Source organism: Kitasatospora saccharophila (assembly GCF_039529925.1).
GTDB classification, from domain to species: domain Bacteria; phylum Actinomycetota; class Actinomycetes; order Streptomycetales; family Streptomycetaceae; genus Kitasatospora; species Kitasatospora saccharophila.
In genome coordinates, this window is record NZ_BAAANS010000025.1 from 82,350 (window position 1) to 101,600 (window position 19,251).

The 19,251-nt window shown below is 72.6% G+C and carries 18 protein-coding genes and 1 pseudogene; 9 read left to right on the plus strand and 10 right to left on the minus strand.

Going from position 1 to position 19,251, the window contains the following annotated elements; all coding sequences use genetic code 11:
• Window positions 1-44 precede the first annotated feature (44 nt).
• The 3 genes and pseudogenes from ctaD to ABD345_RS19460 form a co-directional block, all read left to right on the plus strand.
• Window positions 45-1,757, plus strand: a complete 1,713-nt coding sequence (gene ctaD, locus ABD345_RS19450) for an aa3-type cytochrome oxidase subunit I (RefSeq protein ID WP_344553647.1) — start codon at window positions 45-47, stop codon at window positions 1,755-1,757.
• Between the two features lie 132 nt (window positions 1,758-1,889).
• On the plus strand, window positions 1,890-2,306 hold the full coding sequence (locus tag ABD345_RS19455; RefSeq protein WP_344553580.1) for an SHOCT domain-containing protein: 417 nt from the start codon (window positions 1,890-1,892) through the stop codon (window positions 2,304-2,306).
• A gap of 243 nt (window positions 2,307-2,549) precedes the next feature.
• Window positions 2,550-2,693, plus strand: a pseudogene (locus tag ABD345_RS19460) (YccF domain-containing protein); the annotation flags it as partial.
• Here ABD345_RS19460 and ABD345_RS19465 read toward each other — a convergent pair.
• Together ABD345_RS19465 and ABD345_RS19470 are read right to left on the minus strand one after the other, a co-directional pair.
• Complete coding sequence (locus tag ABD345_RS19465) at window positions 2,656-4,614, minus strand: recombinase family protein (protein WP_344553581.1); 1,959 nt, start codon at window positions 4,612-4,614, stop codon at window positions 2,656-2,658. The pseudogene ABD345_RS19460 and the gene ABD345_RS19465 sit on opposite strands and share 38 nt — an antisense overlap.
• 413 nt (window positions 4,615-5,027) lie before the next feature.
• A complete protein-coding gene (locus ABD345_RS19470) occupies window positions 5,028-5,585 on the minus strand; it encodes a helix-turn-helix domain-containing protein (protein ID WP_344553583.1) in 558 nt (185 codons plus the stop codon).
• Window positions 5,586-5,846: 261 nt separating this feature from the next.
• On the opposite strand from ABD345_RS19470, the gene ABD345_RS19475 reads away from it, so the two are divergent.
• From ABD345_RS19475 to ABD345_RS19500, 6 genes are all read left to right on the plus strand, one after another.
• Complete coding sequence (locus ABD345_RS19475) at window positions 5,847-6,608, plus strand: DUF2637 domain-containing protein (protein ID WP_425556851.1); 762 nt, start codon at window positions 5,847-5,849, stop codon at window positions 6,606-6,608.
• A 528-nt stretch (window positions 6,609-7,136) separates the two neighbouring features.
• Window positions 7,137-7,580: a plasmid mobilization protein gene (locus tag ABD345_RS19480; protein WP_344553584.1), complete on the plus strand. Its 444-nt coding sequence runs from the start codon at window positions 7,137-7,139 to the stop codon at window positions 7,578-7,580.
• Window positions 7,577-9,298, plus strand: coding sequence for a relaxase/mobilization nuclease domain-containing protein (locus ABD345_RS19485; RefSeq protein ID WP_344553585.1), 1,722 nt, complete (start codon window positions 7,577-7,579; stop codon window positions 9,296-9,298). The genes ABD345_RS19480 and ABD345_RS19485 overlap by 4 nt, the downstream gene beginning before the upstream one ends.
• A 105-nt stretch (window positions 9,299-9,403) precedes the next feature.
• Window positions 9,404-10,318, plus strand: coding sequence for a ParB N-terminal domain-containing protein (locus ABD345_RS19490; protein ID WP_344553586.1), 915 nt, complete (start codon window positions 9,404-9,406; stop codon window positions 10,316-10,318).
• A 241-nt stretch (window positions 10,319-10,559) separates the two neighbouring features.
• Entirely contained in the window at window positions 10,560-10,886 is a 327-nt protein-coding gene (locus ABD345_RS19495) for a hypothetical protein (protein ID WP_344553588.1), read from the plus strand.
• Window positions 10,887-11,140: 254 nt separating this feature from the next.
• Window positions 11,141-12,061, plus strand: a complete 921-nt coding sequence (locus ABD345_RS19500) for a hypothetical protein (RefSeq protein WP_344553590.1) — start codon at window positions 11,141-11,143, stop codon at window positions 12,059-12,061.
• Window positions 12,062-12,227: 166 nt separating this feature from the next.
• On the opposite strand, the gene ABD345_RS19505 is transcribed toward ABD345_RS19500, so the two are convergent.
• From ABD345_RS19505 to ABD345_RS19540, 8 genes are all read right to left on the minus strand, one after another.
• On the minus strand, window positions 12,228-12,434 hold the full coding sequence (locus ABD345_RS19505) for a hypothetical protein (protein ID WP_344553592.1): 207 nt from the start codon (window positions 12,432-12,434) through the stop codon (window positions 12,228-12,230).
• A 195-nt stretch (window positions 12,435-12,629) separates the two neighbouring features.
• Window positions 12,630-13,673, minus strand: coding sequence for a serine hydrolase domain-containing protein (locus ABD345_RS19510; RefSeq protein ID WP_344553593.1), 1,044 nt, complete (start codon window positions 13,671-13,673; stop codon window positions 12,630-12,632).
• An 84-nt stretch (window positions 13,674-13,757) separates the two neighbouring features.
• Entirely contained in the window at window positions 13,758-14,873 is a 1,116-nt protein-coding gene (locus ABD345_RS19515; protein WP_344553594.1) for a glycosyltransferase family 4 protein, read from the minus strand.
• The gene (locus ABD345_RS19520; protein ID WP_344553595.1) at window positions 14,870-15,406 is read right to left on the minus strand and encodes a dCTP deaminase; all 537 of its coding nucleotides are present in this window, start codon (window positions 15,404-15,406) and stop codon (window positions 14,870-14,872) included. Before ABD345_RS19520 ends, ABD345_RS19515 begins: the two co-directional genes overlap by 4 nt.
• Window positions 15,403-15,942, minus strand: a complete 540-nt coding sequence (gene dcd, locus ABD345_RS19525; RefSeq protein WP_344553596.1) for a dCTP deaminase — start codon at window positions 15,940-15,942, stop codon at window positions 15,403-15,405. Before dcd ends, ABD345_RS19520 begins: the two co-directional genes overlap by 4 nt.
• Window positions 15,939-17,165, minus strand: a complete 1,227-nt coding sequence (locus ABD345_RS19530; protein WP_344553598.1) for a metallophosphoesterase — start codon at window positions 17,163-17,165, stop codon at window positions 15,939-15,941. The genes dcd and ABD345_RS19530 overlap by 4 nt, the downstream gene beginning before the upstream one ends.
• A complete protein-coding gene (locus ABD345_RS19535; protein ID WP_344553599.1) occupies window positions 17,162-18,466 on the minus strand; it encodes a UDP-N-acetylglucosamine 1-carboxyvinyltransferase in 1,305 nt (434 codons plus the stop codon). The genes ABD345_RS19530 and ABD345_RS19535 overlap by 4 nt, the downstream gene beginning before the upstream one ends.
• 45 nt (window positions 18,467-18,511) lie before the next feature.
• Window positions 18,512-18,991, minus strand: coding sequence for an ATP-binding protein (locus ABD345_RS19540; RefSeq protein ID WP_344553600.1), 480 nt, complete (start codon window positions 18,989-18,991; stop codon window positions 18,512-18,514).
• Between the last annotated feature and the right edge of the window lie 260 nt (window positions 18,992-19,251).

Genomic DNA, 19,251 nt, shown 5'->3' on the forward strand with positions numbered 1-19,251 from the left:
GAACGCACTGACCAGTCCGAGGCCGGAGGTGCGGTGCGGTGACCATGCTGCCGAGCGATGCCGAACTGGGCGGCCCGTCCGGCCCGCCCGTCCCGCAGCAGCCCCCGCGCCGCCGCTTCGGCCGGGCCTCCCGCCCGCGCCGGGGCCGGGCGCTGGTGGTGTGGCTGACCACCACCGACCACAAGCAGATCGGCACCCTCTACCTGGTCACCTCGTTCGCCTTCTTCCTGCTCGGCGGGGTGCTGGCGCTGGTGATGCGGGCCGAGCTGGCCCGCCCGGGGACGCAGATCCTCTCGAACGAGCAGTTCAACCAGGCGTTCACCATGCACGGCACGATCATGCTGCTGATGTTCGCCACCCCGCTGTTCGCGGGCTTCGCCAACTGGTTCATGCCGCTGCACATCGGCGCCCCCGACGTCGCGTTCCCGCGGCTGAACGCCTTCGCGTACTGGCTGTACCTGTTCGGCTCGCTGATCGCGGTCGGCGGCTTCCTGACCCCGAACGGCGCGGCGGACTTCGGCTGGTTCGCCTACGCGCCGCTGAACAGCGCCGTGCACTCGCCGGGCGTCGGCGCCGACATGTGGATCATGGGCCTGGCCTTCTCCGGGTTCGGCACCATCCTCGGTTCGGTCAACTTCATCACCACCGTGGTCTGCCTGCGGGCGCCCGGCATGACCATGTTCCGGATGTCGATCTTCACCTGGAACGTGGTGCTGACCTCGGTCCTGGTGCTGATGGCCTTCCCGGTCCTCGCGGCCGCGCTGCTCTGCCTGGAGGCGGACCGGAAGTTCGGGGCGCACGTCTTCGACCCGGCCAACGGCGGGCCGATCCTGTGGCAGCACCTGTTCTGGTTCTTCGGGCACCCGGAGGTGTACATCATCGCGCTGCCGTTCTTCGGCATCGTCACCGAGATCCTCCCGGTGTTCTCCCGCAAGCCGGTGTTCGGCTACTCCGGCCTGATCGGCGCCACCATCGCCATCGCCGGCCTGTCGATCACGGTGTGGGCGCACCACATGTTCGTCACCGGGCAGGTGCTGCTGCCGTTCTTCTCGTTCATGACCTTCCTGATCGCGGTGCCGACCGGCGTGAAGTTCTTCAACTGGGTCGGCACCATGTGGCGCGGTTCGCTCTCCTTCGAGACGCCGATGCTCTGGTCGGTCGGCTTCCTGGTCACCTTCCTGTTCGGCGGCCTGACCGGCGTGCTGCTGGCCTCGCCGCCGATCGACTTCCACGTCTCGGACTCGTACTTCGTGGTCGCGCACTTCCACTACGTGGTGTTCGGGACGGTGGTCTTCGCGATGTTCGCGGGCTTCTACTTCTGGTGGCCGAAGATGACCGGGCGGATGCTGGACGAGCGCCTCGGGAAGATCCACTTCTGGACGCTGTTCGTCGGCTTCCACACCACCTTCCTGGTCCAGCACTGGCTGGGCGCCGAGGGGATGCCGCGCCGCTACGCGGACTACCTGGCGAGCGACGGCTTCACCACCCTGAACACCGTCTCGACCATCGGGTCCTTCCTGCTCGGCCTGTCCACCCTGCCGTTCCTGTACAACGTCTGGCGGACGGCCAAGTACGCGCCCGGGGTCGGGGTCGACGACCCGTGGGGCTACGGCCGCTCGCTGGAGTGGGCGACCTCCTGCCCGCCGCCGCGGCACAACTTCACCACCCTGCCGCGGATCCGCTCCGAGTCCCCGGCCTTCGACCTGCACCACCCGGACGTCGCCGAGTTCGACCGGCTGCAGAACGACCCGCGCTGACGCCGCCCGGGCTCCGCTCGGGCGCCCTGCTCGACATGCGATGTCCGTTTCGCGGTGATAGGAATCGTTTCGTCCCTACGCCGTTCGAGGCGCGGGGACGTTCCGTCTGACTGCGCGCGGGATCGGAGCGTCATGGACAACTATCCGCTGCTCGACATCTTCTGGACGATGCTGGAGCTGTTCCTCTGGATCCTCTGGTTCTTCCTGCTGTTCAAGATCATCACGGACATCTTCCGCAGCGAGGACATGGGCGGCTGGGGCAAGGCGGGCTGGACGATCTTCGTGATCCTGCTGCCGTTCCTCGGCGTGCTGGTCTACCTGATCGCCCGCGGCGGCTCGATGCACCAGCGGGACGCCGACCAGGCCAGGAGGGCGGACGCGGCGTTCCAGGACTACGTCCGCAGGGCGGCGGGCACCGGCGGCGGCACCACCGGCGGCGGCACCACCACCGGGCACGTGGAGGACCTGGCGAAGTTGGCCGACCTCAAGAACAGCGGCGCGCTGTCCGAGGAGGAGTACCAGCGGGCCAAGGACAAGCTGCTCGCCTGACGCCCGCCCGGAACGACGGGAGGCCCGCCCCCGCGGCGGGCCTCCCGTCGTTCCCGTTCGGGCCCGAGCGCTTGGACCCGCCCGCCACCCCGCCCGCCACCCCGGCCGAACGCCGGGTGAACGAGCGGCCCTGACCGCCCCTCAGCCCGCTCCCGCCACCCCCGCCCCCGCTTCCGTCACACCCCTGCCACAGTGCAGCGCCGCCACCTGCCACCGGTGGCCCGGGTGTGCGAGCCTGGAGGCATGAAGCTGGTCAACTTCCTGCTCAACGTCATCTGGCTGCTGTTCTGCGGCCTGTGGATGGCGATCGGCTACGCGCTCGCCGGGATCATCTGCTTCGTCCTGATCGTCACGATCCCGTTCGGGACCGTTCCTCGGCGCTCAGCATCACGCGGGGGTCGACCCGCCCTTCGATTCGCATAGGCGGCAGCAGTTCCACCGCGGGGAGCGGTACCCGCTCGGCCTCCGCGAGTGCTGCGTCAACCCTCGCCCAGGAGCCTTGTGCCACCCACTCGTTGAAGTGCTTCGAGGCCGTGCTCGTCGAGCCGTACGCTTCGCGGAGCAGCGGCCACGCGACGCCGGTGCGGGCCTTGGCGAAGATCGCGTCGACCGAGCTGCGGACCCGGTCGCGGCGGCCGGCGGGGAGCAGGGGGGAGACCAGCGCCCACTGCTCGTCCGACAGGTCGGCGGCCGGAACGTCCACCCCGGCGGACCGGTACCAGGACTGCACGGTGCAGGCATGGCCACCGGCCCGGACCGGCACCGGGCCCTCGATGAACACCTTCACCTCCAGCAGGCCCAGCACTTCGCTCTGCTCCTCCAGCGTCATGTCCACCAGCTGATGCTGCGCCAGGTTCGCCAACGCCTTCAGGTCGCGGGCCCGGCGGTCGGACTCCTCCACCTCGGCCAACCACGCGGCGGCCTCGGCGCGCATCTCCTCCAGCTGCTGCAACTCCTCGTTCAGGGCCGCCGTCGCGGCGGCGATGGCGTCGGCGGACTGCTGCTGCTTCGCGGAGGCCACGATCACGGCGGTGATGGACGCCTTCATGGACTCGATCTGCCGGTCGAGGCCGGCGATCCGCTCGGCGTGTGCCTCCTGGTCGCCGTCGGACATGCCGACCCACTCGGCGGCCAGTTCCTCCAGCTTCCGCGAGTCGCCGAGCAGGGCTACGACCTCGGACCAGACGCGCTGCTCAACCGTCCCAGCGTCCAGGTACGAGCAGGCGCAGACCGGCCGGTAGGGCAGGGAGCCGGCCTTGCCGCCGCACCGGTAGTTGCGGTGGCCGTACGGGAGGGACTCGCGGCTGATCCCGGTGTACCGGGCCCCGCAGAGGCCGATCAGGCGGCCGCTGAGCGGGTAGACCGCCCGGTTGCGGCCGCTGGTCCGCGCGCGGGCCGCCACCTTCCGGCGGAGCGTGGCGGCTTCGTCCTCGGACAGGACGCGGGGCAGCGAGATGCTGACCGACTCGCCCCACAGCGGCCGGCCCTCGGCATCGGTCTTGGCGTGCGCGCCGCGGAAGACCAACTCGGCGTCCAGCACCGCGCGGGACATGATCCGGTCGCGGAGGTTCGCCGCCGACCAGGGGCGCCCCGAACGGCAGGTGACGCCTTCCGCGTTGAGGCGGACGGCGACCTGGCGCAGGTTCAGCCCGTCGATCACCACCATGTCGTGGACGCGGCGCACGACCTCGCTCTCGGCCTCGTCGACGACCAGGTGCGACGCGCCCTTGATGCCCTTGTCCGCGATCCGGTAGCCGTACGGGGGCCGGCCGCCGACGTGCGGGGAGCCGGGGTCCTGGGCCTTCTCCTGGAGGCCGCCCTGGGTGCGGGACCGGATGTTCTCCCACTCGGTCTCGGCGTAGTCGGCCTCGCGCCGCATCTGCGCCCGGCCCTCAGGGGTGGTGTTGTCGATGTTCCGGTTGGTGATCGCGACGAAGATCCCCACGTCCTCCAGCGCCCAGACCCAGCGCCAGAAGGCCCGGCCGACCCGGCCGATGCGGTCGCCCTTCTCCACCACGACGACGTCGAACGCGTCGAGCTTCGCCTGCTCCATCAACCGGTCGAAGTCCGGGCGCTCGCCCATCTCCTTGGAGCCGGACACGCCTTCGTCCTTGAAGGTGCCGACGTGGTCCCAGCCCTTGCCCGCGATGTGACGGCTGTTCTTGCGGCCCTGGCTGGCGATGCCGTAACCGAGCTTCTGCTCCTCGGTGCTCACCCGCAGGTAGTCCACGGCGCGGAGGGCGCGCGGCCGGGTGATGCGGGTGACCGTGTCGGTGGCGGTCCGTATGTGTGTGCTTGGATTCGGCACGTCGACTCCTGAACAGTCGGCCGGCCCCGGGACGGTTGCAGCCGTCGCCGGGGCACTCGATGTGGGGTGAGGGTAGGCGAATTACTCGCGGCTCGCCGCGGTTTCCGGGCGGGCGGGAGCCGTTGTGGTGCGCGGACCGAACAGCAGGCGCAGGAGGCGGGTGCGCTCGGCCGGGGTCAGGCCGCTTCCCGGTGCCCAGATCACGGAGACGGTGGGACGGTGGGCGCACACGGGGGCGGGGGCGCGCTTCGGCTGGGGAGGGCAGGTGTTGGTGATGGGGCTCCTCGGGTAGCGGGGGAGTGGGAGGTGGCAGGCATCGACGCGGTCGGTTCGCGCGATGGGGGTGGAGGAACGGCGTCGGGTGATGGACGGACGGCAGGCTTCCTTACGGGGCTGCCGGGCGGTGGTGCGACTCAGTTTCCGGGCGTCTGCCCCGACTGCTGCTGAGCCTGCTGGAACGCCGGGTACCGGAGGAAGACCATGGGGCTTTCCCGGACGGGTCCGTGACGACGGTTCTCCTCAGTGAGGGCACGGGCGATGCGGCTGTTCAGCTCCTCGGCGTGCTGGGGGAACATGGCGCAGTACTGGTCGACGAGCTTGAAGGCGTTGCCGGTGCTCTTCATCAGGTCGAGCAGTCTGCGGTACATGTCGAGCACGACATCGGTGACCTCGGCGATGTGCTTGTCGGAGGAGGAAGCGGGCGGGCCGAGGAACTCCTCCAGCGTGAGGCCGAAGACCTTGGCGAACCCGATCGCCTCGTCCAGGTTGATCCGCCGGCGAGGTTCGCCGCTCTCGATCCGCCAGACCGAGGACTGGTTCATCGGGTAGCCGGCGGCGGTCATGCGCTTGGCGAGCTCGCCGGTGCTCCAGCCCAGGTACTCGCGTTCCAGGCGGACCCGTTCGGCGGCGTGCTCCTCGCTGAGCGGGGGAGTCGTCGGGGCGTCGTTCGGCGCTTCTGGCTGGTCGGGCATTTGATTCACCTCGCATCAGGATTCGATCGTCCTTGCATGAGCGACCGATCGCATGCTAGCTTGATGCGTGTCGCATGGCAAGTAGATGCGAAAAGAATCGTTGCCGAGTCCCTGGAGCCACCCACGACCACCGCCGCACCGATATCCCCCACTCGCGTTCCACTCCGCGCGGGCGCCGTTCGCGTCGCGTCCGGTGACCGCCTTGCCGTCGTCCTGATCGGGGCGGCAGGGTTCGCCCTGTCCTTCGACGCGCTGCAGCAGGTGGCCGTCGCCGTCCACGTGCGCGGCCCGTTGACCTACGTCTTCCCGGTGACCCTCGACGGCTTCATCGCCTACGGAGTGCGCGCCCTGCTGGTGCTGCGCGCTGCGCCCCGGACGGCCCGTGCCTACGCCTGGGCCCTGTTCGCCGGCGCGACCGCCGCCAGCGTGTGGGCCAACGCCCTGCACGCCGTACGCCTGAACCACCTGCCTCTTCGGGCTGGAGGGCTCCGGCTCGGCGACAGCGCGGTCGCCGTCCTGTCCGCCGTCTCCCCGCTGGCGCTCGGGGGTGCCGTCCACCTCTACATCCTCATCGCCCGCTACGCCCCCACTGCAGGGCGGTCGTTCGGAGGCGCCCACACCGAGTCTGGGCGGGTGGTCCCCGTCCAGCACGGGACCGGTCCGTCCGCCGGACCGGTCCGTGGTCCGTCCGCGAGTGCCGTCCCCGTCCCGGACTCAGGGGCGGTGGGGCCGCTCGGCATCGAAGCCCGGACGGACGGAGGCCCGCCGCAGGCCGACGAGCGGACCGCTGGCGATGCCGGTCCGGCCCGACGAACGGGTCGGCCGCCGGGCGCCTCGATGGAGAAGCTGCTGGAGGTCAGCCGACCGGCGGTCCGGGCGCACGGCCGTCCGAGCCGCGCAGTCGTCGAACGAGCGGTCCGCGAGGCCGGCCTCCCGCTCGGCAGCACCCGCTTCACGGCCCTCATGAAGGAACTCCGCAAGGAGTTCCGGGACGGCCCGGTCCGCCGCCGCCCGTCCGGCTGAGCCCGTTCCGGCGATTCCCGGGACAGTCCGGACCGTTCTCCGGACTTCTGCCGATCGGCAGAAGTCCGACCTGGCGCGGTCCGGCTCCCACTTCCACCGCGGACCGGACCGTCCGCGTCTCCTCGCCCGTCCGACCCCGGCCCTCCCATCCGGCACTTCCACGCCACGGCCGAGCCCCGAACACCCCAGCCCCGTCCACCCCCGTAACCGACGCTCCGGGAGCATCCCCTGACCGACACCCGTCCCGCACCGCACGAACCCGCCGACAACCCCGAGGCGTCGTCCGACCGCGGTGACATCACCGACCGCACCACCCCCGGCGGAGCAAGCGAGTGGCTGCGCCCGTCCTACGGACGGTCGCAGCCGCAGGCCCCCGAGGGCGGGGGCCCGCCGGTGACGCCGAGCGCGGCATCACCGGACCGGTACCGCGAGGGCGCGGCACCGGCGGAGGAGGAGCAGCCCACCGCAGCGACGCCCGCCGCCGTCCGCACTTCGAGCGCCGTGCCGTCGCCCGCTGTGCCGCGTGCCGTGCGCGCGACCGAGATCGCCGCGCTGCGCCGCAAGCCCAAGCGCCGCCAGCGCGACGCCGCGAACCTGAAGAACGCCAAGATCACGGTTCGGTTCAATCCCGACGAAGCCGCCGGCCTTCGTCGGCGTGCCGGGGAGCTGGGCGTCTCGGTGTCCGCCCTGATCGCCCGCAAGGCCCTGGCCGACGAGGGCAGCACCACCGTCTCGTGCGACGGGCAGCTGGACGCGGCGATCGAGGAGCTGGCCGCGCTGCGTCCGCAGGTCGCGGGCATCGGCCGGAACATCAACCAGATCGTCCGGGACGTCCACCGGGACGCCGCCCCGCCGCCCGGTCCGGTCCGTGACGCCTTCGCCGCCGCCACCGAACTGCTCGTCGCCGTCCGCACGGCGGTGGCTGGCATCGACCGGACGGCGATGCGGCTGGCGGGCGCGGGGCGCGGGTGATCAGCAAGGCGGTCCGCGGCAGCAACACCTTCGGCGCGCTCGCCTACCTGTACGGGCCGGGCCGGGCGAACGAGCACACCGCCCCGCACCTCGTCGCGTCCTGGGACGGCTTCGCCCCCGACCCCGGCCGCGACGACTCCGCGACCCTCCAGGAGCTGCGGGACGCCCTCGACCTCCACGTCGTCCGCTACGAAAGGAAGATCAGGAGCCACGTCTACCACCGGATCGTCCGCGCCGACCCGACCGACCGGATCCTCGACGACGAGGAGTGGGGCGACATCGCCCGGTGCCTGATGGCCGCCGCCGGCATCGCCCCCGACGGCGACCCGGACGGCTGCCGGTGGGTCGCGGTGCGGCACGCGGACGACCACATCCACATCCTGGCCACCACGGTGCGCGCCGACCTGCGGCAGGCCAACCTGCGCAAGGACCAGTACCGCGTCGAGGACGAGCTCACCACCGTCGAGCGCGAGTACGGGCTCAAGTGCCTCGCCGACACCCGCACCCGCGCCTACCGGGCCGCGGCCCCCAAGCGTGCCACCGGCGCGGAACTGCGCAAGGCCCAGCGTCAGGGCAGGGAGGCCAGCGAACGCGACCGGCTGCGGGTCGCGGTGCGCCGGGCGCTGGCCGGGGCCGCGAGCGAGGAGGAGTTCGCCGCCCGACTCGCCGCCCAGGGCGTGCTGCTGGGCGTGCGCCGGGCAGCGTCCGGGGACGTGACCGGCTACAAGTTCGCCCTCCCCACCGGCGACGGGGCCGGACCGGTGTGGTTCTCGGGGAGCAAGCTCGCCGCTGACCTCACCCGCCCGCGGATCCACGCCCGCTTCACCGTCGGCACCGACCCGCCCACCACCAGCTCACCAGCAGCGGTCCGCTACCGGGCCAGCGCCACCGTCGACCACGTCGCCCGCACCCTCCACGACGATCCCGCCCCCGCCGAGGTCGCCGCAGCGGTAAGTGGCGGCATCGAGGCCCTGGACGCCCTCGCCCTCACCAGCCCCGTCCTCTCCCGGAAGGAGATCAACCACGCCGCCCGCGCCCTCGAATACACCGCAGTCGCCCACACCCGCGCCGCCCGGGACGACCTGCGGGCGATGCGCTCCGCCGCCCGAGAGCTTCTCCACGCCGGGCCGGTCACCGGCCGGGGCGGCGAGGGGGCCGCCGCCGTCACGATCCTGTCCAGCCTGATCCTGCTCGCGATCGTCATCGCCGAGTGGCACGCCGCCCAGGGCCACCAGCGCCAGGCCGAGGCCGCCCGCACCGCGGCCGACCACCTGCGCACGGCGTACGGCCGACACGCCGCCCGCCCGGCAGCCCTGCTCGATGTCCAGGGGCAGCGGCTGCCTGCCCCGGTGCGTGATCGTCAGGAGGAGGCGGTGCGCCGCGCTCTGCCCGTCGACCAAGCCGCGCTGGTGCTTGCCGGGGAGGACTGGGCGGTGCTCGCCGCCACCCTCGCCGAAGCCGAGCAGGCCGGTCACGACCCCACCGCCCTGCTCGCCGACGCCGCTGGACGGCGGGAGCTCGCCAGCGCCGACTCGCCAGCGGCCGTGCTGACCTGGCGCGTCCGTCGCGACGCCCGGCTCCCCGCTCCCGCGCCCAGGGGCCGTACCGCCGCGGCCGCGTCCAGGACCACCAGCCGCGCCACCACCCCGCCGACGACAGCGGCAGTGCCTGCTTCGCCGGGGCCTTCGTCGCCCGACACGGCCCGCCGAGGCCGCTGACCGGAGCGGCATTCGCCCACCCCCACCCGCCGACCGGGCCCCCACCAGGTCGGCGGACGCCTCTGCCAGGCCGCCCCCAGGCCACCCTCATCCGCAAGGAGCCACGTGAAAGTCCACCCCCTCATCGCCGAGTTCCCCATGCTCAGCGAGGCCGAACTCCTCGGCCTCGCCGAGGACATCAAGACCAACGGCCAGTACGAGCCGATCCTCCTCGACGCCCACGGCACCCTCCTGGACGGTCGCAACCGGCTCGCCGCCTGCGAACTGGCCGGCGTCGAACCCCGCTTCACCACCTACCAGGGCGACGACCCGGCGCACCTGATCTGGATCTCCAACGCCCTGCGCCGCCAGCTCAACCAGGGCCAGCGCGCCATGATCCTCGCCAAGGCCCGTTCAGCTTCGAAATCCGTGGCGCGCGCCGACGCCGAAGGCTTCGGGATCAGCCCCGCGCGGCTGTCCCTCGCCACCACCGTGGTCGAGCACGCCCCCGCGCTCGTCGATCCGGTGATCAGCGGCGCGATGGGCCTGGACGCCGCCTACGAGCAGGCCCGCAAGAACAAGGCCGAGGCCAAGACCCGGCAGGCCCAGTACGACCGGCTCCGCGACCAGGCCCCCGACCTCGTCGGCCGCCTCGGTGAGGACGACCTCACGCTGGCCGAAGCCCTCGCCGAACTCGACCGCCGCCACGAGGAGGAGGAACTCCGCGCACACGTCCGCAGGATCGACGACCTACGCGCAGCCGATGGAGACCCCGGCCCCGGGCATGCCCGACTCGCGGAGGACGAGGAGATCGACTGGAACGAGGCCGGCCTGCGTGCCGACCGCTACCTCGCCCAGCGCCGGGAGCGCCTCCAGCAGGTGCAACAGGCCCTCCACCTGATCACCGACAACTGGAGCGGCCTCCTTCGCGTCGCCCACCACCCCGGCAGCGCTCTCACCCGCGAGGCCCTCGACAGCCTTGCCCCCGAAGCGCGTGCTCTCGCCGACCGGCTCATCGCTCGCGAAGCCGAAACCCCGTAGCACCGGCTGATGCACGGCCTGCGGTAGTCGTTGCGGCGGGGCCGGTCTCCGTCCGGAGAACCCGCTGTGGTTCTCCGGACGGGGCCGCCGGAATTTCGAGAGTAAACGGCAGGGTGACCGCTTCAAGCGGACCGTGGCACGATTTCGGTGTCGATTCGATGTCCTTCGCGGAGACCGGGAATCAACCGGCTGCCGGACGTCTTGTGGTGCTCGCGACCACTACCGATGCGAAGGGCACCGCATGACCGAATCTGCCGACCCCAGCCGTGACCAGCACCCTGGTCTGGTCCTCGCCGTCCCCCACCCCGGCCCCCTGGTCCTTCGCGGCGCGGTCCTCGCCTGTGCCGCGTGCGGCGCCGAACGGGATTGGCTACTCATCCATGTCCAGCCTGGGCTGGTCTTCGTTCGCTGCCGCTGCACCCATGAATGGCGCGAACACGACCTGGAGGCTGACCACGTCGCCGCTGCCCGGGGCGAGGGAGCTGGAGAACGCTCTTGGGAGAGCATCGAGCAGATGTATCGAGGGCTCGGCTACGACGGGCTCCTCGCGGGCACCTACTTCGGGTGAAGCCTTTCGGTCTCGTGGTTCCCGAGTGAAACCGGGGGCGATTTCCGCAGTAAGTTGGCCGGATTTCGGCTAATGGGAATGTGATGCTGGTCGCTCGCTGATCACGCCGATCTTCGGGCGAGCTTGTGCTACGTTCCGTGGTCCAATCGAAAATAGGCGACCCCGGCGGTGCTGGTAACACCCCGGGGTCCGGCAACAGGAGCGATCAACTCCCGATGCGTGTTCATCGTAGCGCCCACGCGCGCAATTTCACGGTGCTGCCCAACGCGATGCTGCAGTACCGGCAGTTGTCCTACACCGCCCGCGGCCTGCTCGCCGACCTTCTCTCGCGCCCTGACGGCTGGCGTGAGGACGGCCGCCACATGGCCGACACCAGCCCGCAGGGCCGGGGCGCCATCCGCAAGGCCCTGAAGGAGCTGACCGAGGCCGGCTTCTACCGGGTCGAGAAGATCCGGATGCCCGACGGCACGATCGTCACCGAGACCCACGTCTACGACACCCCGCAGCTCCCGCCGCTGCCGGGTGCCACCCGTCCGGTCTCCGGTGAACCGACCACCGGCGGTGCTGACGCCCTTCCAAAGGACCGGTACCAAGAACCCTCCCTCCCCACCGGCGCGGTGAGCGAAGAGACGGTCGCCGACGAGGCGACCGAGACGGAGGGCGGGCGGGAGGGCGACCAGCAGGAAACCGAGGACGCCCCGGCGCTGCCGGACGAGCGGACCCGCGCGGCGGTCGACACCCTGTTCCGGGTGATCCGCCCCGAGCCCCGCCTCCACCTCGGTGAGGCCGAAGCGCTTGCGCTCGCCCCGTTGGTAGCCGAGTGGCTGGAGCGCGGCGTAACCCATGTCGACCTCGCCCATGCCCTGTTGCCCGGCCTGCCGGCCCCGCTGCACTCCGCGGCAGCGGTGCTCCGCAACCGGCTTGAGCGCAAGATGCCGCCCGCCCAGGCCCCCGTGCGGTCAACAGCAGCTCGGTACGTCGAGTGCGCCAAGTGCCACGATCCGGTGCCCGCATCGGGCATCTGCCGCCCCTGCGCGGGCCTCGGAACCGTTCGCCCGCCCGCCGTTGGAGGCGGCGCAGCAGCGACCCGCGTCGGTGCTGCGCGGGTCCGGGAGGCGATGCGCTCCGTTGGGGCCGTGCAGCGGATCTGTCGGGAAAGGGCGGCCGTCGGCTGATGCGGCGAACGGCTTCGCGCCGCGCCGTGAGTTCGGAGCACTGCCGTCAGTGGGACTACGCTCAGCCGGCGGCGGCGGCGCGGTTGGTGGTGACGCGGCCCCAACTGCCGACGGTGAGGAGGATCTTCTCTTCACCTCCGCGGGCAGCCGTCGACGACCGTTCGCCTCACTCGCTCGGCTGGTGCCGGCCGAGATCGGAGAGCCTCCGGCCGGCAGTCGTCCCGATCCATTCGGCCAGGGTGCGGACGTCCCGGGCCTGTTGGACGGTCCAGGTTTCGAGGTCGCCTTGCGCGTCCAGGCGGACGAGCTGAGCGAGAACGGCCCGTACCTCTGCGCCGGTGGTGTCGGCCGAGACGTGCTGTGAGTGGGACATGACGTGGTCTCCGTCCGCCGGTGATTTTGCCGGACTCTCCCGCATATCGTTCGTCCCCGCCGGAGAACCACGATTCTGTCCCCAGGAAACCCCCGCTGAACTGCTGCGATGAGTTCCAGCCAGCCAGCCCGGGCCGCTCTTGACCGTACGGGCGGCCGCACACCGCAGACCGCGCCGCTGGCGCGTTCGCTTGGATCAGGGGAAGACGAGCTCGCGGAAGCGGTTGCGGAGGGTGCTGAGCGGTTCGCGGTCGCGGGTGAAGTAGAGCTTGTTGGTCAGCAGGACAGCCCAGGTGCCCTGCCCGGGGGAGACCCACAGGCCGGTGCCGGTGAAGCCGTAGTGCACCCAGACGTCCTCGGCCAGGCCGGTGCCGGGGGCGGGGTGCCAGAACAGGCCGCGGGCGGGTTCCAGGGGGCCGGTCCGGACGGTCAGGGACTCCTGCGTCCAGGCGGGGCCGAAGCCGGGCTTTCCTGGGTTGCTGGCGGGATCGAGCAGGTACTGGAGGAAGCGGGCGAGGTCGGCGGCGGTGGAGAAGGCGCCGGCGATGCCGCACACGCCGTTCAGGAGGCGGGCGGAGAAGTCGTGGGCGGTGCCCTTGAGGTGGGTGCCGGTGTCCTGGTCGAGTTCGGTGGGGGCGGCGAGGGCGGCCTGGTCGGCGGGCAGCGGGCCGAAGCGGGTGGCGTCCATCCCGAGGGGCTGCCAGATCCGGGTCTCGGCGAGGCGGTCGAGCGGCTGCTCGGAGAGGTGTTCGGCGAGGTAGCCGAGGACGAGGGCGGCCCGGTCGGTGTATTCGACGGCCTCGCCCGGTGGCCGGTGCAGGGCCTCGTGCAGGACGCCCGCGCGGATCTCGGCGGGGTCGGCGCCGTAGCGGTTCTTCAGCTGGGCCCGCAGCGGCAGCCCGGCGGTGTGGGTGAGCAGGTGGTGTGCGGTGGCCCGGCCCAGCGGGCGGCCGGTCACCTCGGGCCAGAAGTCGCCGAGCGGCTCGTCCAGCGGCAGCAGGCCGTCGTGCCACAGCGTGCCGACGGTGGACCAGACGGCGAGGATCTTGGTGAGGCTGGCGACGTCGAACAGGGTGTCCGGTCGCATGGCCTCGCCGGGGCGCGCCGGGTCGAGGACGCCCACGGCGCCGCTGGCCAGGGTGCCGGTCGCGTCGCCGACGGCCCACACTGCCCCGGGGTAGGTGCGGTCGCGGACGCCGTCGGCCAGGAGCCGGTGGATGCGGTCGGTGCTGGGTGTCATGGTCTCCCCGAATCACGGTGGACGTCCGCCCCGGTCAGCCTAGTGAGCCGACCGGGGCGGGGCGGGCTTCGGCGCGGGGCCGAGTCAGCGGAGCTGCGTGCCGAGGTCGGCCAGTGCGGCTGCGGTGGTGCTGAGCGGGTGGCGGGCCGCGTTCGTCCGGCCGGCCTCCCGCAGGGCGGGCAGCAGCGTGGGCGAGGTCCGCAACCGTTCCAGGTCGCGGGCGAGTGTGGCGGCGTCGGTGAAGTCGGTGGCCAGGGCGGAGCTGCCGAGGGCCTCGCGCAGGCCGGGGACGGGCTGGTAGAGGACGGGCAGGCCGCACGCCTGGGCCTCCAGGGCGACCAGGCCCATCGCCTCCAGGGTGGTGGAGGGCATGACGAGCGCGTCGTGCTCGGCGAACGCCTTCCACAGCTGGGGACGGCGGAGCCAACCCAGGTAGCGGACCGGGTGAACGGCTTGGCGGAGCGCGGGTCGGAGCGCGTCGAACTCCGCGCGCGGGGCGGCGACGCTCAGTTCGACGTGCTCTGCCGCGGCCAGCGCCTCGGCGAGGACGCCGCCGCCCTTCTCCGGGGTGAGCCGCCCGGCGTACAGCAGCCGCAGGCGGGGGCTGCCAGGGCGGGTGGCCTGAGCGGGCGGGGCGGTGAGCAGGTGGTCGGGGATGCCCCACGGGATGTGGTGGATCTTGCCGGTGCCGGTCCGGGGTGCGAGGCGGGTCAGGTGGTCGGCCATGGCCGTGGTGGGGACCACGATCGCGTCGGCGAGGCGGGCGCTCTCGCGCAGGACGCGCAACTGGTCGCGGTGCTGCTCGGCGAAGAGCAGGTCGGTGCCGTGCACCAGGGCGATCCGCGGGTGCCGGGGCAGCGCCCGCAGCAGGGTGGGGGTGGCGCCGAACGCCAGGTGGTGCAGGTGCAGCACCCCGATCCGCTCGGCGTCCAGGGCGTGTACGAGGGCACGGCCGAGAGCGGCGGTGTAGCGGCGGAAGGCGGGGCCCTCCAGGGCCTTGCCGCTGACGGGCAGCAGGTCGAGCCCGGCCGGGACGGTGGGGCGGGGTCCGGCGGGCTGGAGCATGAAGGCGCGGGCGGGGAGGAGCGGGCGGTCGCCGGTGTACAGGTCGAGGAAGAGCTCGACGCTGCCGCCGGGGCTGCCGAAGGGCAGGTCGAGGCAGGTCGCCACCAGGGGGCGGCCGGGGCGGGGGAAGGTCACGTGGTGCCTCCGGGGATCTCCTCGTAGAGGCGGGAGATGTCGATGCCGTCGGTGGCCGTGTACTTGAGGCCGAGCTGCTGGTAGCTGGCCGGGGCGCCGAAGGTCTGCAGGAAGACCAGCTTCCCGAAGGTCATGCCGGGGTAGACCCGGACCGGTTTGGCGGCGCGGATCTCCAGCGTCCAGCGGATCGCGTGGCCGGCGTGGCCGAGCGGGGCGGAGACGTGCACCCAGATGCCGAGCGCCCCGGTGGTCCGGTCGCCGTTGAGCAGCTGCGCGTACCGCTCGGAGCCGGTGTGCTCCAGCGTCGCGCCGAGGTACAGCACGCCGGGTTCGAGGACGAGGCCGTCGGCGGGGAGGCCGGTCTCGGTGAAGGCGGTGGGCTCGGCGGCGTCCAGGTCGCCTTCGCACACCCGTAAGGTCTCGCCGAGGCGCCAGTCGTAGGCGTTGGGGGAGAGCCGGGCCGGGTCGAAGGGGTCGATGGTGATCTCGCCCGCCGCGACGGCGGCGGCGATGGCTGCGGCGGTGAGGATCATCGGGCCGCCGCCTCGGTGCCGGGCCGGTCGCGCCAGTAGCCGGAGGGCTGCGGGCCGAGCGCCGCCTGGTACTTGCCGCTGTAGAGGTCGACCGGTCCGACGGACAGGAAGAACATGATCTGGCCGATCTTCATGCCCCGGTAGACCCGCAGCGGGCGGGTCGGGGAGAGCATGAGCGTCCACTGGCCGTGGAAGCCGAGGTCGCCGATCGGGGCGGTGATCTCGACGAACAGGCCGAGCCGCCCGACGGAGGAACGGCCGAACAGCAGTGGGACGAAGGTGTCGGAGCCGACCTCCTCCACGGTGTGCCCCAGGTAGAGCTGGCCCGGCTGGAGGACGAATCCGCCCTCGCCGATCTCGAACTCCCGGGTGGGGTTGGGGCGGTGGGCGTCGATGACCTCCTCGGTGTACGTCAGCAGGGTGGGGCCGAGGCGGACGTTGTAGCTGTTGGGGTTGACCTGGCCGGGTTCGAAGGGGGCGATGCGCAGGCGGCCGTCGCGGGCGGCCGTGGTGATCTCCGGGCCGGTGAGGATCATTCGGCTGCTCCTTCGACGCTCGGGGTACGGGTGAGGACGTGCCGGACGACCTGGCCGAGCGGCCGGCTGCTGTCCTCGGCGGGCCCGGCCGGGAAGGTCTCGGCGAGGTAGTCGGTGGTCAGCACGTGGCGGAAGCCGGGCGGAGGCGGGTCGGGCACGGTGACGAGCGGCCCGGCCCGTTCGGTCAGGCGCGCCAGCAGCGCGGACAGGTCGTCGGGCGGGCCGGTGCGGACGAGCCGGTTGCCGAACGGTTCGACCGCCATCAGGTCCTCGGTCCGGAGCACTTCGCCGAGGGGAGCGGGCCGCAGGGCGGTCTCGTTGAGGACGACGAGCGTGCTGCCGCCGAGATCCCGGTGCAGTTCGGCGGCGACGGCCTCCAGCAGCGCCCTGCGGTCGGGGACGGTGTTGCGCCAGCGCTCGGCGACGGGGCCGAGCGGGTCGGCCAGGCGGTCCTTCAGTGTGTCAATCTCCCGGCCGATCTCCGCCAGGTCGGCCGGGAGCCGGCCGGTGGTGGGGAAGCGGCAGGGGCGGGCGCTCCAGCCGGGCCCGGCAGCCGGTTCGGCCAGCGCGTACCCGGCCCCGTGCTCGGGGCCCTTGACGACGAGGGCACCGCCGACCGCCTCGGGCCCGTAGCGGTCGCTGTGGCAGTGCCCGGCGAAGACGACCTCCAGGAACGGGCACTCGGCGGCCAGTTGCACGTCCTGTTTGAAGCCCGAGTGCGACAGCAGCACCCAGGAGTCCACCTCGTGGTGATGGGCCAGCAGCAGTTCGCGCAGCGCCCGCACCGGGTCCGTGACGCGGTGCCCGGCGCGCTGGGCGAGCGGGACCGCGGCGAACGCCTGCGGGCCGATGACGGCGGTGACCGCCACCCGCCGTCCGCCGACCTCCGCCAGGTGTAGCGGGCGGAACAGCGGCCGGTCGCTCACGGCGTCGACGGCGTTCGCGCACACTGTCAACTCGTGCAGCCCGGGCTCGAAGTGGTGGCTCCAGCCGTGGTTGCCCGGTGCGATCACGTCGTACAGCGCGAGCAGGACCTCGCGCTCGACGCCGCCGCGGCCGAGTCGGTAGTAGCCGGTGCCCTCGAAGAAGTCCCCGCAGTCCACGATCAGCGACCGGTCGCGTTCGGCGCCCAGGTGGGAGAGCAGGCCGGCGGCGTGGGCGAGGTGGGAGTGGACGTCGGTGGTGGCGAGGATCCGCTCCAGCACCCGCACGGCCCCGGTCACCGGGCGGCCTCGGTGACGTCGGCGCCGAGGGCGCGGAGCTTGGCGGGCAGGTCGGCGTGGCCGCGCCGGAGCTGGTCGAGTCCGGTGACGGTGGTGGTGCCGCGGGCGGTGAGTCCGGCGATCAGCAGCGCGCTGCCGGTGCGGATGTCGGTGGCCTCCACCACGGTGCCGGTCAACCGCTGCGGGCCGGTCAGGCGGCAGCGGGTGGCGGAGAGCTCCTCGAACTCGGCTCCGAGGAGGCGGAGTTGCGGCAGCAGGTTGCCGTGGCGGCCGGGGTTGACGGCGTCGGCGAACAGGTGGGTGCCGGGCAGGCCGAGGGCGAGCGCCAGCAACGCGGGCTCGAAGTCGGCGTCCAGGCCGTCCGGGTCGAGCGAGGCGACGGCCGTCAGCGGGGCACCGGTCGGGGTGCCGCCACCGGGCAGGACCAGGGCGTCGGGCTCGGCCCGGACGGGGATGCCCAGCCGGTTCAGCGCCTCGGCGACGGGCCGGACGTCCGGGGCGCGGACGCCCTCGATCCGGCTGCTGCCGCCGGTGGCGGCGATCGCGCAGGCCAAGGTCCCGGCCTCGATCTTGTCGCCCGGCACCGACCAGTCGAGCGTCGCCGTCTCGTCGGGTGCGGCGGGCGGCTCGACGCGCAGGACGTCCCGGGCGAGGTCCGCCTGCCAGCCGGCCTGCCGCAGGAAGTCCAGCACCCCGGTGAACTCCGGGGACAGGTTGGGGTTGCCCAGCCGCAGCCGGTGGCCGCCCGCCACGGCGCGCAGGACGGCCACCACGCTCGCTCCCCGCGAGCGGAACGGCAGGTCCACCGTCACCTGCGCGGGGCTGCTCGGCGAGGTGGTGACGCGGTAACCGGCCTGGTCGGTCTCGACCTTGTCGTCGAAGGCGGCGTAGACCTTGAAGTGCTCGTCCATGCCCCGGTCGCCGATCCGGCAGCCACCCGGCCACGGCAGCCGGGCCTGGCCGTAGGCGGCCAGCAGGGCGGGCACCAGGTAGTAGGAGGCCCGGATGCGGCCCGCGTCCGGCAGTTCCGGCACCGCCGGGCGACTCTCCAGCGGCAGCAGGGCCACCGACCGGGGGACGGCGGAGGGACGGGCCAGCTGTCGGCCCGAGCGCTGGAGCAGGGTCAGCAGCAGTTGCACGTCCGCGCTGTCGGGCACGTTGCCCATCCGGACCGGGCGGCGGATCGTCGCGGCCGCCGCCAGCAGGGGCAGCGCGGCGTTCTTCGAGCCGTCGACCCGGACGGTCCCGGACAGGGGGCGCCCGGGACGGACGGTGACGGCGGGGACGGGGGCATGCGTCATGGATACCTCCAGGCAGTGGGCAGAGCAGGAAGCGGAAGGGGGCGGTCAGGACGAGGCGGGTTCCCCGTGCGGCAGGGTGCAGGTGATCCGCTTGCCCACCGGGGTGGGGGCGACGCTCCAGCCCGGGGCGAGGGCGTCGAGGATCCACAGGCCGCGGCCGGTCTCGGCGCGGGTGTTGTCCGGGGACTCGGGCTTCCGGCCGGGCGCCGTGGACGGCACCGGGTCGTGGACCTCCACCACGACTCCCTCGTCGGTGCCGGCCACCAGGACGACCACCGGGGCCCACGGACCGCACAGCCGCACCACGTTGGCGACCAGTTCGCCGGCCACCAGCCGGGCCGAGTCGGCGACGTCCTCGGAAGCCCCGGACGAGGTCGCCGCCTTGAAGACCAGGGCCCGCATCTCGCTGACGTGCTCCGGGCTCGCGCTCATGTGCAGCACGAAGCCGTCGGGGCGGGGCAGCAGGAAGAAGCCGCACGAGACCGCTTCGGGCTCGTGGCGACGACGGGTTCGGACTTCGTGCATGGCGGGCTCCCCGGTCGGCGGAGCGAGCCGCCGCCCGCGGAGGGCAGGGGTTCGCGCAAGGGTTCGGCAGGCACGTCGGCGTCGGAGCGTGCGGGCTCCGGAAGTCGGCGCGAGGCAGGCAGCGGCATATGACACGAGAAGCGACCAGGTGGTCACGTTTCGCTACCGTCAGTCAGCATGCCCGCCCCTCCTGCAATTGGGCAATATGCCCAAGCGAAGTTTCCCCGGACTGATTGTCCTCCGGCTCGGTGGAGGTGGAG

Excerpts from the sequence above, each read along its gene's own strand:
- ABD345_RS19510 (WP_344553593.1), bottom strand. The coding sequence starts at position 13,673 with ATGACACCCAGCACCGACCGCATCCACCGGCTCCTGGCCGACGGCGTC.
- ABD345_RS19455 (WP_344553580.1), top strand. The coding sequence starts at position 1,890 with ATGGACAACTATCCGCTGCTCGACATCTTCTGGACGATGCTGGAGCTG.
- ABD345_RS19470 (WP_344553583.1), bottom strand. The coding sequence starts at position 5,585 with ATGCCCGACCAGCCAGAAGCGCCGAACGACGCCCCGACGACTCCCCCG.
- ctaD (WP_344553647.1), top strand. The coding sequence starts at position 45 with ATGCTGCCGAGCGATGCCGAACTGGGCGGCCCGTCCGGCCCGCCCGTC.
- ABD345_RS19520 (WP_344553595.1), bottom strand. The coding sequence starts at position 15,406 with ATGATCCTCACCGCCGCAGCCATCGCCGCCGCCGTCGCGGCGGGCGAG.
- ABD345_RS19495 (WP_344553588.1), top strand. The coding sequence starts at position 10,560 with ATGACCGAATCTGCCGACCCCAGCCGTGACCAGCACCCTGGTCTGGTC.
- dcd (WP_344553596.1), bottom strand. The coding sequence starts at position 15,942 with ATGATCCTCACCGGCCCGGAGATCACCACGGCCGCCCGCGACGGCCGC.
- ABD345_RS19540 (WP_344553600.1), bottom strand. The coding sequence starts at position 18,991 with ATGCACGAAGTCCGAACCCGTCGTCGCCACGAGCCCGAAGCGGTCTCG.
- ABD345_RS19505 (WP_344553592.1), bottom strand. The coding sequence starts at position 12,434 with ATGTCCCACTCACAGCACGTCTCGGCCGACACCACCGGCGCAGAGGTA.
- ABD345_RS19535 (WP_344553599.1), bottom strand. The coding sequence starts at position 18,466 with ATGACGCATGCCCCCGTCCCCGCCGTCACCGTCCGTCCCGGGCGCCCC.